This is a genomic window from Klebsiella sp. PK01 (assembly GCF_057624675.1).
Map to the genome: position 1 here is coordinate 859,281 of NZ_JBYEZM010000002.1, position 17,121 is coordinate 876,401.

General features: G+C 55.8%; 18 protein-coding genes. 4 read left to right on the forward strand and 14 right to left on the reverse strand.

All coding sequences use genetic code 11. The annotated features are described in order from the left end of the window. Positions 1–12: 12 nt before the first annotated feature. The 6 genes from hscB to trmJ form a co-directional block, all read right to left on the reverse strand. Positions 13–528: a co-chaperone HscB gene (gene hscB, locus AC22LX_RS09300; RefSeq protein ID WP_045392744.1), complete on the reverse strand. Its 516-nt coding sequence runs from the start codon at positions 526–528 to the stop codon at positions 13–15. Between the two features lie 74 nt (positions 529–602). Then, positions 603–926, reverse strand: coding sequence for an iron-sulfur cluster assembly protein IscA (gene iscA / locus AC22LX_RS09305; RefSeq protein WP_012540868.1), 324 nt, complete (start codon positions 924–926; stop codon positions 603–605). 19 nt (positions 927–945) lie between these two features. Further along, complete coding sequence (iscU, locus tag AC22LX_RS09310) at positions 946–1,332, reverse strand: Fe-S cluster assembly scaffold IscU (RefSeq protein WP_004866383.1); 387 nt, start codon at positions 1,330–1,332, stop codon at positions 946–948. A 26-nt stretch (positions 1,333–1,358) separates the two neighbouring features. Next, positions 1,359–2,573 carry a cysteine desulfurase gene (gene iscS / locus AC22LX_RS09315; protein WP_015703173.1) on the reverse strand — a complete coding sequence of 405 codons (1,215 nt, stop codon included), beginning with the start codon at positions 2,571–2,573 and terminating at the stop codon, positions 1,359–1,361. Between the two features lie 177 nt (positions 2,574–2,750). Beyond that, a complete protein-coding gene (gene iscR / locus AC22LX_RS09320) occupies positions 2,751–3,242 on the reverse strand; it encodes a Fe-S cluster assembly transcriptional regulator IscR (RefSeq protein WP_015370314.1) in 492 nt (163 codons plus the stop codon). A 229-nt stretch (positions 3,243–3,471) separates the two neighbouring features. Beyond that, complete coding sequence (gene trmJ, locus AC22LX_RS09325; protein WP_015370313.1) at positions 3,472–4,206, reverse strand: tRNA (cytosine(32)/uridine(32)-2'-O)-methyltransferase TrmJ; 735 nt, start codon at positions 4,204–4,206, stop codon at positions 3,472–3,474. Positions 4,207–4,326: 120 nt separating this feature from the next. Between trmJ and suhB the strand changes: the two genes are divergently transcribed. Continuing rightward, positions 4,327–5,130 (forward strand): inositol-1-monophosphatase, encoded by an 804-nt coding sequence (suhB, locus tag AC22LX_RS09330; RefSeq protein ID WP_015370312.1) that lies wholly within the window; start codon positions 4,327–4,329, stop codon positions 5,128–5,130. A 48-nt stretch (positions 5,131–5,178) separates the two neighbouring features. On the opposite strand, the gene AC22LX_RS09335 is transcribed toward suhB, so the two are convergent. After that, a complete protein-coding gene (locus AC22LX_RS09335; protein WP_045392746.1) occupies positions 5,179–6,159 on the reverse strand; it encodes a nickel/cobalt transporter in 981 nt (326 codons plus the stop codon). Next, the gene (locus AC22LX_RS09340; RefSeq protein ID WP_045392748.1) at positions 6,150–6,788 is read right to left on the reverse strand and encodes a DUF1007 family protein; all 639 of its coding nucleotides are present in this window, start codon (positions 6,786–6,788) and stop codon (positions 6,150–6,152) included. Before AC22LX_RS09340 ends, AC22LX_RS09335 begins: the two co-directional genes overlap by 10 nt. 124 nt (positions 6,789–6,912) lie before the next feature. Between AC22LX_RS09340 and csiE the strand changes: the two genes are divergently transcribed. Continuing rightward, on the forward strand, positions 6,913–8,190 hold the full coding sequence (gene csiE / locus AC22LX_RS09345) for a stationary phase inducible protein CsiE (protein WP_045392750.1): 1,278 nt from the start codon (positions 6,913–6,915) through the stop codon (positions 8,188–8,190). On the opposite strand, the gene AC22LX_RS09350 is transcribed toward csiE, so the two are convergent. Beyond that, the gene (locus AC22LX_RS09350) at positions 8,187–9,323 is read right to left on the reverse strand and encodes a 3-phenylpropionate MFS transporter (protein WP_045392752.1); all 1,137 of its coding nucleotides are present in this window, start codon (positions 9,321–9,323) and stop codon (positions 8,187–8,189) included. The genes csiE and AC22LX_RS09350 overlap by 4 nt on opposite strands. Before the next feature lie 299 nt (positions 9,324–9,622). On the opposite strand from AC22LX_RS09350, the gene AC22LX_RS09355 reads away from it, so the two are divergent. After that, positions 9,623–10,045, forward strand: a complete 423-nt coding sequence (locus tag AC22LX_RS09355; protein WP_045392754.1) for a DoxX family protein — start codon at positions 9,623–9,625, stop codon at positions 10,043–10,045. 56 nt (positions 10,046–10,101) lie between these two features. On the opposite strand, the gene glyA is transcribed toward AC22LX_RS09355, so the two are convergent. Next, positions 10,102–11,355: a serine hydroxymethyltransferase gene (gene glyA, locus AC22LX_RS09360; protein WP_015370305.1), complete on the reverse strand. Its 1,254-nt coding sequence runs from the start codon at positions 11,353–11,355 to the stop codon at positions 10,102–10,104. A 324-nt stretch (positions 11,356–11,679) separates the two neighbouring features. Here glyA and hmpA point away from each other — a divergent pair, with 324 nt between their 5' ends. Beyond that, complete coding sequence (hmpA, locus tag AC22LX_RS09365; protein ID WP_487333954.1) at positions 11,680–12,870, forward strand: NO-inducible flavohemoprotein; 1,191 nt, start codon at positions 11,680–11,682, stop codon at positions 12,868–12,870. A gap of 73 nt (positions 12,871–12,943) precedes the next feature. Here the strand turns inward: hmpA and glnB are convergent, their stop codons facing one another. The 4 genes from glnB to AC22LX_RS09385 form a co-directional block, all read right to left on the reverse strand. Continuing rightward, entirely contained in the window at positions 12,944–13,282 is a 339-nt protein-coding gene (glnB, locus tag AC22LX_RS09370; protein ID WP_002914032.1) for a nitrogen regulatory protein P-II, read from the reverse strand. 65 nt (positions 13,283–13,347) lie between these two features. After that, entirely contained in the window at positions 13,348–14,685 is a 1,338-nt protein-coding gene (gene glrR, locus AC22LX_RS09375) for a two-component system response regulator GlrR (RefSeq protein WP_042893091.1), read from the reverse strand. Further along, entirely contained in the window at positions 14,672–15,364 is a 693-nt protein-coding gene (gene qseG / locus AC22LX_RS09380; RefSeq protein ID WP_045392809.1) for a two-component system QseEF-associated lipoprotein QseG, read from the reverse strand. The genes glrR and qseG overlap by 14 nt, the downstream gene beginning before the upstream one ends. Positions 15,365–15,381: 17 nt before the next feature. Then, positions 15,382–16,818 (reverse strand): sensor histidine kinase, encoded by a 1,437-nt coding sequence (locus AC22LX_RS09385; RefSeq protein ID WP_074165839.1) that lies wholly within the window; start codon positions 16,816–16,818, stop codon positions 15,382–15,384. Positions 16,819–17,121 lie beyond the last annotated feature (303 nt).

Sequence of the window (17,121 nt, forward strand, 5' to 3'; positions counted from 1 at the left end):
TGCTTCCGAAAATTAAAAATCGAGCAGTTTTTCTTCGAGTTCTTCAGCACTGCTGCGCAGTTTATCGAGAAAACGGAGCTTGCGTACAGTATCAGCCGCCGCATCCCAGGTCTCGTTTTGCAATTGTTCAACCATCAGTTGATGGCGGGTATCAAACAGCGCTTTTACCCCTTTGATAAAGGTTTCCAGCCGCGCTTCGTCTTTCGCCTGGCCGATATCATCGAGCTCTTCGCGCAGTTCCAGCTGTTCCATCAGGAACGCGGTGTCGCGTACGGTGTGCTGCTCGCTGGCGAGGTCAAAGCCGTGTAGCGAGAGGAGATATTCCGCACGGGTCAGCGGATGGCGCAGAGTCTGCCATGCCTGGTTAATGGTGGCGGAGTGCTGAACCGCAGCCAGCTGTTCCGCAGCGGGCGCGCTGGCGAATTTATCCGGATGGTACTGGCGCTGCAGATCCTGATACCGGACAGCCAGTTGTTCGAGCGAGAGGGTATAGCTGGCTGGTAACCCGAAGAGGGTGAAATAGTCCATAGTAACCTCAGGGTCATGCATCTAAACTAAAACCCCACGCGCGGCGTAACCGCGGTGGGGTTGGGGATTACCGATTATACGTTAAAGCTTTCGCCGCAACCGCACTCATCTTTCACGTTCGGGTTGGTAAATTTGAACCCTTCGTTGAGACCTTCTTTGACGAAGTCCAGTTGAGTGCCATCGAGGAATTGCAGGCTCTTGCCGTCGATCACGACTTTCACGCCTTTGTCTTCAAACACGGTGTCTTCTGCCGCCGGCTCGTCAACAAATTCCAGTACATAAGCCATGCCTGAACAGCCGGAGGTTCTTACCCCCAGACGCAGGCCAAAGCCTTTACCGCGGTTCGCCAGGAAGGAATTGACTCGCGCTGCTGCACTGTCGCTTAAGGTAATCGACATAACAAACCTCAACTCTTAATTATTTTGCTTCACGTTTGCTTTTGTAATCCGCAATCGCGGCTTTAATCGCGTCTTCCGCCAGGATAGAGCAGTGAATTTTCACCGGCGGCAGTTCCAGTTCATCGGCGATATCGGTGTTCTTGATAGCCTGCGCTTCGTCCAGCGATTTACCTTTCACCCACTCGGTGACCAGGGAGCTGGAAGCGATAGCGGAACCGCAGCCATAGGTCTTGAAGCGCGCGTCTTCAATGATACCTTCATTGTTGACTTTAATCTGCAACTTCATGACGTCGCCGCACGCCGGCGCGCCAACCATACCGCTACCGACGCTGTCGTCGCTGTTGTCGAAAGAGCCGACGTTGCGCGGGTTTTCGTAATGATCGATGACTTTTTCGCTGTATGCCATGATGAATTCTCCTTATCGGTGCCGAATTAGTGATGTGACCATTCAATGCTGTTCAGATCCACGCCCTGCTTGAACATTTCCCACAGCGGAGAAAGGTCGCGCAGACGGCCGATGGAGTTACGAACCAGCTTGATGGTGTAGTCAATCTCTTCTTCGGTAGTGAAACGACCTAAAGAGAAACGAATAGAACTGTGCGCCAGTTCATCAGTCATGCCTAATGCGCGCAGCACGTAGGATGGCTCAAGGCTCGCGGAAGTACAGGCTGAACCGGAGGAAACCGCCAGGTCTTTCAGAGCCATAATCAGCGACTCGCCTTCAACATAGTTGAAGCTGACGTTGAGAATGTTCGGCGCGCCCTGCTCGAGGTCGCCATTCAGATAGACTTCTTCCATATCTTTCACGCCGTTCCACAGACGGTCACGCAGGCCGCGCAGGCGCGCCATTTCGCTTTCCATCTCTTCTTTCGCGATACGATAAGCTTCGCCCATACCGACGATCTGGTGGACAGGCAGGGTACCAGAACGCATGCCGCGCTCGTGACCGCCGCCGTGCATCTGCGCTTCGATGCGAATACGCGGCTTACGGCGTACATACAGCGCGCCGATACCTTTCGGGCCGTAAATTTTGTGACCGGAGAAGGACATCAGGTCAACTTTCAGCTGGCTCAGATCGATAGGCAGCTTGCCCACGCTCTGGGTGGCGTCAACGTGGTAAATGATACCGCGGGCGCGGCACATCTCGCCGATGGTAGCGATATCCTGCACCACGCCGATTTCGTTGTTTACGTGCATGATGGAAACCAAGATGGTGTCGTCACGCATCGCCGCTTCCAGTTCTTTCAGATCGATAATACCGTTGCTCTGCGGAGCAAGGTAGGTCACTTCAAAACCTTCGCGTTCGAGCTGACGGCAGGTATCCAGTACCGCTTTATGCTCGGTTTTGCTGGTGATGATGTGCTTGCCTTTTTTCTGATAAAAGTTGGCTGCACCTTTAATCGCCAGGTTATCGGATTCCGTTGCGCCGGAGGTAAAGACGATTTCGCGCGGATCGGCGCCGACCAGTTCGGCAATCTGATTACGGGCGATATCTACCGCCTCTTCAGCCTGCCAACCGAAACGGTGAGAACGTGAGGCCGGGTTACCAAAGGTCCCGTCCAGGGTCAGGAACTGCATCATTTTCTCGGCAACACGCGGGTCCACCGGCGTTGTTGCGGAGTAATCGAGGTAAATCGGTAATTTCATTGCTCTTAAACTCCGTACATCACTCAATGCAAGGAACCAGGCAACCGGCTTGATGTACGACCGAGTACACGAGATGTCTTAACATCCCGGCCTGATTCTGAAAATCTTTATTATTGCTATCTACCCTGCCGTTTCACCTTGCAGCCCGTAAGCCGCAAGCTGAAACTAAGCCTCGTGCTAGGCGCGCAGTTTTACGTCAATGGCGTCCTGAGAACGCGTAGTACGCTGAGATTCATGATTGTGCTGACGACCGGAAACATCGAGGATTTCCTGGTTATTCACCAGTTCGCCCAGGGTGATGTTGTTCAGGAAACCGGTCAAACGTTCGCTCAGATCGCGCCACAGCGCGTGAGTCAGACACTTATCGCCACCCTGGCAGCCGCCTTTACCCTGACAACGGGTGGCGTCAACGGATTCGTCTACGGCGCTGATCACTTCGCCTACGGCGATGCTGCCAGCTTCTTTACCTAACAGGTAACCGCCGCCTGGTCCACGAACGCTGGATACCAGACCATTTTTACGCAGGCGAGAGAACAGCTGTTCCAGATAGGAAAGCGAAATTCCCTGACGCTCTGAAATATCTGCCAACGGAACCGGACCCGTTTCAGAGTTGAGCGCAACGTCAAGCATTGCGGTCACGGCATAACGCCCTTTAGATGTCAGTCTCATGTCTTACTTAACCTCAAACTCGCCCCTGCCCGGGCTTTTTATTAATATGGGTATTGCATAGCAGGGCCAAGTCTGACATTCCCGAGTAAATTGGTCAACTATTTACTTGACTGTTTTAGTCAGGTATTTGGCTTTCCGTGCCGTTATTGATTTCGAGCCGCTCCCGGGCTACAGCAGAGATGTCGATTCGTAGGCCGGATAAGCGAAGCGCCATCCGGCGTTAACACGCTTACTTACCTTTATTCTGCTGCTCAATAGACGCCAGCATCCCGCGCAGAATGTTCAGCTCCTGGCTTTCCGGACGCGCGCGGGTGAACAGACGACGCAGCTTGTTCATCACCTGCCCCGGATGATTCGGACGGATAAAACCGGTCGCCAGCAGCGTCTGCTCAAGGTGGCCGTAAAAACGTTCTAAATCATCGACCAGCGGATACGGCGTCTCTTCATGTTCAACCGCCGGCTGCGCCTGCTCCTGCGTCGCCAGCCAGGCCATTCGCACTTCATAGGCGATAACCTGCACCGCCATTGCCAGGTTCAGCGAGCTGTACTCCGGGTTGGCGGCGATCGCCACGTGATAGTGGCACTTCTGCAGTTCGTCGTTGGTCAGGCCAACGCGCTCGCGGCCAAAGACCAGCGCGACCGGCGCATGCTGTCCTTCGGCGACGCTTTTCAGACCGCATTCGCGCGGATCCAGCATCGGCCACGGCAGCGTGCGGGAGCGCGCGCTGGTGCCAACCACCAGGCTACAGCCCGCCAGCGCTTCATCAAGGGTATCGACGATCTGCGCGTTGCCAATCACATCGCTGGCGCCAGCGGCCAGCGCGATGGCCTGGGAATCAGGTTTCACCAGCGGGTTGACCAGCCACAGGTTAGTTAAGCCCATGGTTTTCATCGCGCGGGCAACGGAGCCCATATTGCCGGTGTGTGAGGTTTCTACCAGTACGATTCGAATATTTTGCAGCATTATGGTTCTTCGGCTAAAGATTATTCGTGCATGCTAACATAAAACGGAGACATAAGCAGAATTCGCTGTTACTATATGCGCCGTTTTTTCCCGTTCTTTAACATCCAGTGAGAGATACCGATGCATCCGATGCTGAACATTGCCGTGCGCGCAGCGCGCAAGGCGGGTAATTTAATTGCCAAGCACTACGAAACGCCAGATTCCGTAGAAACCAGCCAGAAAGGCAGCAATGACTTTGTGACTAACGTCGATAAAGCCGCAGAAGCGATTATTATCGAAACCATTCGCAAGTCTTACCCACAGCACACCATCATCACCGAAGAAAGCGGCGAGCACGCTGGTGAAGATCAGGATATTCAATGGGTTATCGATCCACTGGATGGCACCACCAACTTCGTTAAACGTCTGCCACACTTCTCCGTTTCCATCGCCGTACGCATTAAAGGCCGTACTGAAGTCGCGGTGGTTTACGATCCGATGCGTAATGAACTGTTCACCGCCACCCGCGGTCAGGGCGCGCAGCTGAACGGCTACCGTCTGCGCGGCAGCAACGCTCGCGATCTCGACGGCACCATCATCGCCACCGGTTTCCCGTTCAAAGCCAAGCAGCACGCTACCGCTTACATGAACATCCTCGGCAATATGTTCACCGAGTGCGCTGACTTCCGTCGCACCGGTTCCGCCGCACTGGATCTGGCCTACGTTGCCGCTGGCCGCGTTGATGGTTACTTTGAAATCGCCCTCAAACCGTGGGATTTCGCCGCAGGCGAGCTGATCGCTCGTGAAGCAGGCGCCATCGTTTGCGACTTCACCGGTGGTCATAACTATATGCTGACCGGCAACATCGTAGCCGGTAACCCGCGCGTCGTGAAAGCGATGCTGGCGAACATGCGCGAGCAGCTGAGCGAAGCGCTGAAGCGTTAATTTCTCACTGAATGTAAAAAGGAAGCCGCGGCTTCCTTTTTTTATCCCCTAAAACGGCCGCAAGCCGCCGCCCGGCGGGATCGCGCTACTCCACATCACGACGGCCGCCGTCAACAGCGCCACGCCGCCGGCCAGCGCCAGCGTCGCCCAGCCAACCTGTTTCCACATCGCTGGTGCCTGATGGCGACTCAGGCGGATAGCCAACTGGCGGAATCCATGCACCAACAGCGCCAGCCCGCTTATGGTCAGCGACGTTCCCGCCGCCATCACCAGCGCGGCTGCCATGCCCCAGCCAAAGACGTCGATCACCTTACTGAACAGCAGCACCATAATCGCTCCCGAGCAGGGACGCATGCCCATCGACAGCACAATCGCCAGCCTGGCGCGCCAGTCGTCGCCACTCTGTAGTTGATCCGGCGCCGGAAGGTGCTGATGGCCGCAGCCGCAATGTTCATCATGGACGTGCTGCAGGGTAAAAGCGGTAAACGTTGGCCGCCGTAGCAAGACTCGCAGTTTTTTCAATGCCCGCCAGCACAGTAAAAGCCCCAATGCGCCGACCAGCAGATAACTGCCCTTCTCCAGCCAGAAGCTGCTGAGATGCAGTTGACGCGCCGGGAGCTGCAGCAGCGTCAATACCACCACCACCAGCGCTATCGCCACCATTCCCTGCAACAGCGATGCCGCCAGCGTCAGCGTAATACTCGATTTCAGCTTTGAGGGATGGGTGGCAAGCCAGGTGGTAATCACGATTTTACCGTGGCCAGGGCCTAAGGCATGTAGCACACCGTAGACAAAGCTGAACCCGAGCAGCGATAGCCCCGCCGCTGAAGGGTTATCCGCCACCGCCTGCAGCAGTTGGCTGAGCTCAAGATTCAGTGAACGCTGCCAGACCGCGCTTTGCAACAGTACCTGCGGCCAGGCGAGCCACAACCAGATACCGCCCACGACGGTCAGCATCAGAAACAGCGCCAGCGGCCAGAGTGATTTCCAGCGCGGCGCCCGCGCTCGCGGCGTAAAGACTACTGACATGTCAAGGTCACCTTCTGGGCGAAGTAGTTACCCAGTTCCATGTCTTCCGGCGGCGCGTCCTCTTTATCGAGCGACTGCGCATAAGACAGCATTTTGTCGTTGGGTTTCGGCGTCATTACCGTGGTCTTACAGGAGGCCCGCAGCGCGGCAGGCAGTGAAAAATCGCTATCCTGCTCATAAAACATATCGACATAGTAGGTCGGATCGAAGGTGGATAAAGTGAAGGTTTGTCCGGCAATGGGCTGCGGCGTCGCCAGCGGCAAGGTGAAGGTAAGTACCGCCTGCATCCCGCTACGCGCAAGGCCGTAACCATCCGGGCGGTTAGCAAACTTCACCCGCTGGCCGTTATGCCACAGCTCGCTGAAGTAGTGCTGGCCGAGCACATTGGCCATCACCTCCGCTGCCAGTTTTTTCCATACTTCGCTGCCCGGCTTGGCATTTCCGGCATCATAGAGCAGATCCGCTGAGGTTATTTCGTCCATCGTCCAGCGCATATTGAAACCGGTCAACTGACCGTCTTTCACCACGGCCTCACTCTGCAAATTAATGAAGCTGTGCGGATGCGCAACGGCTGACAATGATAAAACCATGAAAAATGCCGCACTGACGCAGTGTTTCACTCTCTTCATCTGTTCCTCGCGTGAAAAATTCTGTGAACCTCGCCAGCAATCCTGATCTAAAGGCCGCGGCCCGTCCTGCTCAACCCGCATCCTTTGGCTATTCTTAGCTGAAACCCTAACTGGAACTTACCAGATGATGACAGTGATTGAACCACCATCTGCGCTTTCCAGTCCACAGCGCCGTAGCCAGGTGCTCCTGATGTTCTATCTTCCGGGACAATCCGTCACGCCGCAACAGCTGGTCAGGCTCAACCAGGTGGATGAGGCGACGGCCCAACAGGATATCGCGGAGACGGGGCGCGAAATTCAGCGTTATCATCGACTGACTCTCGCGTCGCAGATGGACGGCAGCTATCGGATTGAAGGCGCCGCGCTCGATCAACGCCTGTGCCTGCTGCACGCTCTCCGGCGCGGGCTGCGCCTGTGCCCGCATTTCGTTCACCACCATTTTACCCCGGCGTTAAAAACGCAGCTTAAACAGCAGGGTATCGCGCGAACCTTATATGATGATACCAATCTTCAGGCGCTGGTGAATCGCTGCGCGCGCGCGCTCAATCGGCAGTTTGACTGTCGGGACGGGCAGTTCCTGCGCCTGTATCTTCAGTACTGCCTGCTACAACATCATCTGGGCCAGTCGCCGGATTTCACCCACCAGCAGCGCAGCTGGGCCCAGGCGGCGGCGGAATTTGACCTCGCCGCCGAAATCGTTCGCCACTGGCAGCGTCGGGTCAGCGCCACGCCCCACGCCGGCGAACAACATTTCCTGACCCTGCTTTTTATGTTGCTGAAAACGCCGGATCCGATTCATGACGGCCATCAACAGGACAGACGCCTGCATCTGGCGATCTCCCGCTTGATCCATCGTTTCCAGGATCTGGCGGGACGGCCGTTTAGCGATGAACAGGGGTTAAGCGACCAGCTCTATATTCATCTTTCGCAGGCGTTGAACCGCAGCGTATTCGCTATCGGTATCGATAACGCCTTACCTGAGGAGATCGGACGCCTGTATCCGCGCCTGATGCGTACCACTCAGGACGCATTGCGCGATTTCGAAACGGCCTATCATATTCAATTTAATCAGGAAGAGGTCAGTTTAATTGCGGTGATTTTCGGCGCATGGTTGATGCAAAAAGCCGACCTGCATGAAAAGCAGGTGGTGTTGCTGACGCGGGAAAATAGCGAGCTGGAACAGGCGCTGGAAATGCAATTGCGGGAATTGACGCTGCTGCCGCTGAATATTAAATACTTAAGCGTGACGCAGTTTCAGCAACAAGGCGCGCCGAAGGATGTGACCTTAGTAGTCACGCCTTACACCACCGCGCTACCACTGTTTTCGCCACCGCTGTTTCATGCTGAAGAGAATTTCAGCGATCACCAGCGGCAGCAGATTTGCAAAATGCTTGAGAGCTAGGCGGTTACCGCCTTCGGCCGCACGATCAGCGCCGGAAGCGCTACCAGCGCCATCACCCAGAAGACGCCCTGATGCAGGTGCTGATAGAGGAAGCCGGCAAATACCGTCATCACCGCAATGCTGCCGCCCATCGCCACCGCCGAGTAAACGGCCTGCAGGCGGATGACCTCACTTCCCTGCCGCGCGGCGATATAGCGCATGGCCGCCAGGTGGCAGACGGTGAACGTTCCACAATGCAAGATCTGCGCAACCAGTAGCCATGGCAACGCGGTCGTCCAGCCCATAATCGTCCAGCGCGCCACGCCGCACACCGCCGAAAGCAGCAGTAGGTCGCGGGCGCTAAAGCGACGGAAGACTTTTTTACTCAGGGCAAAAATCACTACTTCGGCGACGACGCCGAGCGACCACAAATAGCCGACGGCGGAAGCTGAATAACCGGCCTGCTGCCAGTACAGCGCGCTGAAACCGTAGTAGGCGGCGTGCGCCCCCTGCAACAGACAGACGCAGGCAAGAAAACGCCAGCTTTGCCGCACCAGGCTAAGCCACGCCGATAGTCCGGCCGCCTCCTGATGTCGGCTCTCCCCCTGCGGCATCACTGAAGGTTTCAGTAACATGCCCAACAGCATCGAAGCGGTGCCCAGGCTTAACAACAGCAGGATCGCCCGGTAATCATACAAACTCACCAGTTTGCCGGTCAGCGCAGAACCGATGACGAAAGCAATCGATCCCCACAACCGCACCCGACCGTAATCCATGGTGATCTGCTTTTGCCAGGTGTTGGCCAGTGCATCGGTTAGCGGCACCAGCGGCGAGAAAAAGAGGTTGAATCCGACGATGACTACCATCAGCCAGGCCACCTGCCCGCCGGCCCAGAAGGCGAGAGCAAACAGCAGCGTCAGTAATGCCAGGATTCGCAAGGCGCTAATCAAACGAGAAGGATCGCTAACCCGCGGCGCAATCAGCAGACTGCCCAGAAAACGCGCCACCAGCCCGGCGCCGAGCAGCACGCCGATGGTTTCCGGCGTCAGGCCAACGCCTGCCAGCCAGACGCTCCAGAATGGCAGAAAAATACCGTAGCTAAAAAAATAGGTGAAGTAACTTAGCGCCAGCCAGCGCGTGGAGTGCAAGACCATGATTCCCTCCCGAATGGAAGCTCTAGTCTGGCGATAAAGCGCATACTGAGCAAACCCATGTCTCACTATCTGCATGGTCATTAACTACATTTCTCTTAAAATCGTGAGCATCGTCACGCAAGGGTTTTACGAAATGGCAGGCAGTATGAAAAAAAATCCGATAACCGGGCATCAAAGCGCTTTCTGCATATCGACTCAATCGCCGCTAAACGAAGCGCAACAATATTAGTTTCCCAGCGTGGCGGGGAGTAAAAATGTGTATTACGTTTAGATCACACGCCTGTGATAAAGGACTGATTATGAACACGCTACGCTATTTTGACTTTGGCTCTTCCCGCCCTGTTCTGCTGTTAATCGCACGTATTGCGATCGTGCTGCTGTTCATTATTTTTGGTTATCCGAAACTGATGGGATTTAGCGGAACGGTACAATATATGGCTTCTTCCGGCGCGCCGCTGCCGACGCTGGCGGCGATTATCGCGGTCATCATGGAGGTTCCCGCCGCTATTCTGATTATTTTAGGTTTCTTTACCCGCCCGCTGGCGGTGATCTTTATTTTTTACACCCTGGGTACCGCGGTTATCGGCCACCATTACTGGGATATGACCGGCGATGCGGTATTGCCGAATATGATTAACTTCTATAAGAACGTCAGTATTGCCGGGGCCTTCCTGCTGCTGGCAATAACCGGACCGGGTTCAATTTCGCTGGACCGCCGCTAATCATCAGACACAAAAAAGGCCGCAATCGCGGCCTTTTTTATCTTAACGCGGCAAGATTATGCGTAAACCGGGAAACGTGCGCAGATATCCAGCACTTTTCCTTTGACGCGCTCAATAACAGCTTCGTCGTTGATATTGTCGAGAACGTCGCACATCCAGCCAGCCAGCTCCTTCACTTCCGCTTCTTTAAAGCCGCGGCGAGTCACAGCCGGAGAACCGATACGGATACCGGAAGTCACGAACGGGCTCTTCGGATCGTTCGGCACGCTGTTTTTGTTAACGGTGATGTTGGCGCGGCCCAGGGCGGCGTCAGCTTCTTTACCGGTCAGGTTTTTATCAACCAGATCCAGCAGGAACAGGTGGTTTTCAGTACCGCCAGAAACCACTTTGTAACCGCGGTTCAGGAACACTTCCACCATCGCTTTGGCGTTTTTAGCAACCTGCTGCTGGTAAACTTTGAACTCTGGCTCCATCGCTTCTTTCAGCGCCACCGCTTTCGCGGCGATAACGTGCATCAGCGGGCCGCCCTGCGCGCTTGGGAACACGGCGGAGTTCAGTTTCTTGTACAGCTCTTCGCTACCGCCTTTCGCCAGGATCAGGCCGCCGCGCGGACCCGCCAGGGTTTTGTGGGTGGTAGTAGTAACAACGTGGGCATGCGGAACCGGGTTCGGATAAACGCCGGCAGCAATCAGGCCCGCTACGTGCGCCATATCGACGAACAGGTAAGCGCCGATGCTGTCAGCGATTTCACGCATTTTCGCCCAGTCAACGATACCGGAGTAAGCGGAGAAGCCACCGATGATCATCTTCGGTTTGTGCTCCTGAGCCTGCTTCGCCATGTCTTCGTAGTCAATTTTACCGGACTCATCGATACCGTAAGGAATGATGTTGTACAGTTTACCGGAGAAGTTAACCGGGGAACCGTGGGTCAGGTGGCCGCCTTGCGCCAGGTTCATACCCAGCACGGTATCGCCTGGCTGCAGCAGAGCGGTGTAGACGGCAAAGTTAGCCTGCGAGCCGGAGTGCGGCTGCACGTTAGCGTAGTCGGCGCCGAACAGTTCTTTCGCGCGGTCGATAGCCAGTTGCTCAACGATATCCACGTACTCGCAGCCACCGTAGTAGCGCTTGCCCGGATAACCTTCAGCATATTTGTTAGTCAGCTGGGAACCCTGAGCCTGCATCACGCGCGGACTGGTGTAGTTCTCGGAGGCGATCAGTTCGATGTGCTCTTCCTGACGTACTTTTTCCTGCTCCATAGCCTGCCACAGTTCGGCATCATAATCGGCAATGTTCATTTCACGCTTTAACATCCGCATCTCCTGACTCAGCTAACGATAAAATTTTGGCCTAAAAAGGCGGTCCTGATGGACAACGGCCCACAGTATAACCGAATCATTCTGTGATAACAGGTCTTGACAAAGGATTTTACGCAAACGATTGGCTCCACAGCACACAAGGCTTTGAGCAATAACGCATCAAACATTATCAACGGATTTCTTTTCAGGTTTGTGATGCAAATTCTTCATGTTGTAACGGCTTTGCGGCAAAGTGATAAAGAACCATTTACATAGCAGGGTTATTTATATAAGATGCATTTGAAATGCATCAATAGGATAATATTTAAGGAAGCTGCTATGCTCGACGCTCAAACCATCGCCACGGTCAAAGCTACCATTCCCCTGCTTGTAGAGACCGGCCCAAAGTTAACCGCACATTTTTATGACCGCATGTTTACTCATAATCCGGAGCTCAAAGAGATCTTCAATATGAGTAACCAGCGTAACGGCGATCAGCGCGAAGCGCTGTTCAACGCTATTGCCGCCTACGCCAGCAATATCGACAACCTGCCGGCCCTGCTGCCGGCGGTCGAAAAAATCGCCCAGAAACATACCAGCTTCCAGATTAAACCGGAGCAGTACAATATCGTCGGCAGCCATCTGCTGGCGACCCTCGACGAAATGTTTAGCCCGGGCCAGGAAGTACTCGACGCCTGGGGCAAAGCCTATGGCGTGCTGGCGAACGTCTTCATCAATCGCGAAGCGGAAATCTATCAGGATAACGCCAGTAAAAATGGCGGTTGGGAAGGTACCCGTGCGTTTCGCATTGTTAAGAAGACCCCGCGCAGCCAGCTTATTACCAGCTTTGAACTGGAGCCTGTCGACGGTCAGCCGGTCGCCGATTACCTGCCGGGACAGTATCTGGCTATCTGGCTGAAGCCGGAAGCCTTCGAATATCAGGAAATTCGTCAATACTCTCTGACCCGCAAAGCGGACGGTAAGGGCTATCGCATCGCGGTGAAGCGCGAGAATGGCGGCCAGGTGTCCAACTGGCTGCATAACCACGCCAGCGAAGGCGACGTGGTCTATTTAGCCGCACCGGCAGGCGACTTCTTCCTTAACGTGGAAGCGCAGACGCCGGTGACCCTGCTCTCCGGCGGCGTCGGCCAAACGCCAATGCTGGCGATGCTGGATACGCTGGCGAAAAGCCATCATCAGGGCCAGGTGAACTGGTTCCACGCGGCGGAAAACGGTGACGTTCACGCTTTTGCGGACGAAGTGAAGGCGCTTGGCGCGACGCTACCGAAATTTACCTCACACGTCTGGTACCGCAGCCCGAGCGAAGCCGACCGTCAGGCAGGACGTTTTAATAGCGAAGGTTTGATGGATTTAGCGCCGCTGGCGGAAAATATTCGCGACCCGCAGATGCAATTCTATCTCTGCGGCCCGGTAGCGTTTATGCAATTTGCAGCGAAGCAGCTGGTAGAATTAGGGGTCAATAAAGACAACATTCATTACGAATGTTTCGGCCCGCATAAGGTTCTGTAAGCCCAACGACGCGGGGATTTGTAGGCCGGGTAAGCGCAGCGCCACCCGGCAATACTGCAGCGAGCGGCGAGGATTAAATCGCCGCGTCGTCTTCTTCACCGGTACGGATACGAATCACCCGCGCCACGTCGAAGACAAAGATTTTACCGTCGCCGATTTTACCGGTCTGGGCGGTACGAATGATGGTATCGACGCAGGTATCGACGATATCGTCAGTCACCACGATTTCGATTTTCACCTTCGGCAGAAAGTCCACCATATATTCCGCGCCGCGGTACAGCTCGGTATGCCCTTTCTGACGACCAAACCCTTTGACTTCCGTCACCGTCATGCCGGTGATCCCGACTTCCGCCAGCGCTTCACGCACGTCATCCAATTTGAACGGTTTAATAATCGCATCAATCTTTTTCATGGTTTTCCTGTCTTTGTCGCGTAACCGGTTGCTTACCGTATCATAGCTTGCGCTATGCCGCGGGGCTACTCTTTAAAGTCGTTGGCGTCGAGCTCGTGGCGCGACAGCAGTTTGTAAAATTCGGTGCGGTTGCGCCCGGCCATCCGCGCGGCATGCGTCACGTTACCTTTGGTTATCTGTAAAAGCTTACGCAGGTAGTTGAGCTCAAACTGATTACGCGCCTCAACGAAGGTCGGTAGCGCGGTATTCTCACCCTCCAGCGCCTGCTCCACCAGCGCATCGCTGATCACCGGCGATGAGGTCAGCGCCACGCACTGTTCAATCACGTTAACCAGCTGGCGCACGTTGCCCGGCCATTTGGCGGCCATCAGCCGCTTCATCGCATCGGTGGAGAAGGCGCGCACGAAAGGTTTGTGACGGTCGGCGGACTGGCGCAATAGATGATTGGCCAGTAGCGGGATATCCTCCGCGCGCTCGGAAAGCGGCGGGATCTTCAGGTTAACCACATTGAGCCGATAGAACAGATCTTCACGGAATTCGCCGCGCGCCATCGCCTTCGGCAGATCGCGGTGGGTCGCCGAAACAATGCGCACGTCGATGTCGATATCACGGTTGCTGCCCAGCGGGCGCACCTTACGCTCCTGCAGGACGCGCAGTAGTTTCACCTGCAGCGCGACGGGCATATCGCCGATTTCATCAAGAAATAGCGTACCGCCCTCGGCGGCCTGAAAAAGCCCTTCGCGGTTGCTGACCGCGCCGGTAAAGGCGCCGCGCGCGTGGCCGAACAGTTCGGATTCCAGTAATTGTTCCGGCAACGCGCCGCAGTTAATCGCGATAAACGGTTTTTCGTGGCGCGGACTGGCGTTGTGGATCGCCTGGGCGACAATCTCTTTCCCGGTACCGCTCTGGCCGATAATCAGCACGCTAACGTCCGACTGCGCCACCATCCCGGCCTGCTCCAGCAGCCGCAGCATCTGTGGGCTACGGGTGACAATCGCCTGTCGCCAGCGCTCGTCGGTGGCCGGCGAGCTCTGCTCGAGAGCATCATCAATCGCTTTATACAGCGCGTCTTTATCGACCGGTTTAGTCAGAAAACTAAACACCCCTTGCTGGGTAGCGGCAACGGCGTCAGGAATGGAGCCGTGGGCGGTCAGGATGATGACCGGCATACCGGGCTGCGCCTTCTGGATTTCAGCAAACAGCTGCAGGCCGTCCATTTCATCCATGCGTAAATCGCTCACCACCAGGTCCACCCGTTCGCGCGTCAGCACGCGTAGCGCCTCGGGCCCGCTTTCCGCCGTGACCACGCTGTAGCCTTCGCTGACCAGACGCATCCCCAGCAGCTTTAACAACCCCGGATCGTCGTCCACCAGCAGCAGGTGGGCGGGCTTACGGATCGTCATGGATCACCTCCGGTACCTTGTCGCTACCGCTATTAAAATTGCCGCCGGGCTTACGGCTGGAGAGCTGACGCTCAATATCGGTAAGGTTTTCCAGCTTGCGGGTGGTCAAATCCAGCTGGCTACGCAGCTGTTGCTCCTGCTGGCGCAAGGTTTCCAGTTCAGCATCGCTCGATTGCTGAAGTTTGCCGTAGCGGGAGCGCTCCTCAAATAACTGCAATTGCCGGGCCTGGCCGTCGCGCCACAGCCGGTACAGCGGGCGGACCTGCGCGGCGATTTGCGGGCTAAAGCTGTCGATGCGGGCAACCATTTCGCGACGCTCGTCGGGGGTGATTTTGGCGTCGGCCAGCAGAATGCCGCGTTTGAAAGCATCCTGCCAGTTATCATCGGTATGCAATTTGGCTTCGGCGCGGGCCTGTACCGGCGCCAGGCGATCCGCACAGTCAATACCACGCAGCCAGTACAGCGGGTTTTTATCACTGGCATCGTTTTCCAGCGACCAGATATTGGCGCAATCTACGGAGAGAAAATCCGCCACCTGATGTTCCGGCAGCTCGGGCGGCGCATTGCCGTCAGCGGCGCGCGGCGACATAGCGGCGGAACAGCCCGCCAGCGTCAGGCAGCATAGGCCCGACAGCAGCCATCCCCGTAAAGGACGGCGCAATGCGAAAAAGTGGGACATATTCACCCAATGTTGATTCATGTGTTGGTTTTTCCCGGCTCAGCGGCGGGGAGCGAGATGCGAAAACAGATGAACCCGGGATTGTCATCGACCAGGCTCAGCTCTCCCTGCATTTGCCGTACGCAGTCGCGGGCGATACTCAGCCCCAGACCACTGCCTTTTACTGCCCCTTTACGCAGGTGGCTTCCCTGATAAAAAGGCTCGAAAATCATGTTTCTTTCGGCGGCGGGGATCGGCTCGCCGCTATTGGCGACATCGATACGAACCTGCTCGCCGTGGCGGTAACTATGAATACGAATGTTACCGGATTCAGCGCCATAGTGCACCGCATTGGAGTACAGATTATCAAGCACGCTGGTCAGCAACGTCGGCTCCGCCAGGCAGAAGCGTTCATCCAGCGCTAGCTCGGTAGACATCATCTTGGCCCTTGCCGGTAAACTATGCGCGGAAACGACGGTCTGCGCCAGTTCGGCAATATCCACCTTCTGCCGCTCGACCGGGCCATCGGCCAGTTTACGGTTATAGTCGAGCAGTTGTTCGATTAGCTTTTGCAGATTACGGCTGCTGTTATCGAGGATCTCAACGATTTCTTGCTGCTCCGTCGTCAGCGGCCCCGCTACCCGGTCCGCCAGCAGTTCCGTTCCTTCACGCATGCTGGCGAGCGGTGTTTTCAGTTCATGTGACAGATGACGAAGAAACTGGTGGCGTTGGGACTCCAGCCACGCCAGACGTTCGCTCAACCAGATAATCCGTTTACCGACCGATCGCAGTTCGCGCGGGCCGGTGAACAGCGCCGCATCATCCAGCGACTTCCCCTCCCCCAGGCGGTTAATCATCTTCTCGATGCCCTTCACCGGGCCGATGATCATGCGGGTAAACAGCAAGACCAGCGTCAGGCTCAGCAGAAACAGAACCAGCGCCTGCCAGCCGAAAAACTGCCCGCGCTCGGCAATCTCCTGCTGTAGCTGCTGGCCGCGGGAGAAGATTACCGTTCGGGTCGCCTGTACCATTTCATTGTTAGCATCGGCAAAGGCTTCGAGGCTCGCCGCGGCTTTGGCGTCCGGCGCGCTATTATGGCAACGTAGTTGGGCCAGGTCGGCGAGGTTTTGCCGCAGGGTCTGCCAGATGTCAGCATCCGGCAACACGCCAGAGAGCGCCTCAAGCATTTCGCTATAACGCTTACGTTGATTTTGATAGACCCGCTCAAGGGTAGGATCGTCCAGCACGCAATACTGGAGATAGCTACGCTCCATTTCCAGCGAGGCGTTGACCATCGCTTCGCTACGCCGCGCATCCGTCAAGGTGGTGCGGTTAATATGCGCGGCCTGGGCGCTGAGCGCGTTCAGGCTTTGCCAGGCCTGCCATGCCAGGACAAGCAGCGGCAACATGATCAGCACAAAGGAAAGCGTCACCAGTTGGCGCAAGGAACGGGGGAAAAGAGAGAATCGCTTCAAAGATATAGCCTCAACCATTAGCTCCTGAAGATGCTAACTGAGGATGGCGGAAACATCCACGGCAGAAACAATAAAGGCAGGCTCTAAAGCCTGCCTTTATTAAGGAATGAGGCGGTGCCTTACTCGACGTTTCGCCCGATGACTGATAAAGCAGAGCTGTTATCAGGAGTTGGACGGCAGGCACCTGTTTGTGCGTCATTCGAAGTTTATGTAGCGCTTCCCGAAGGGGCTGACATAAGAAGGTGAATGAGCCACTGCCAATTATTATGCATGAAGTGTGCCACCTTTCAAAACAAATTATTA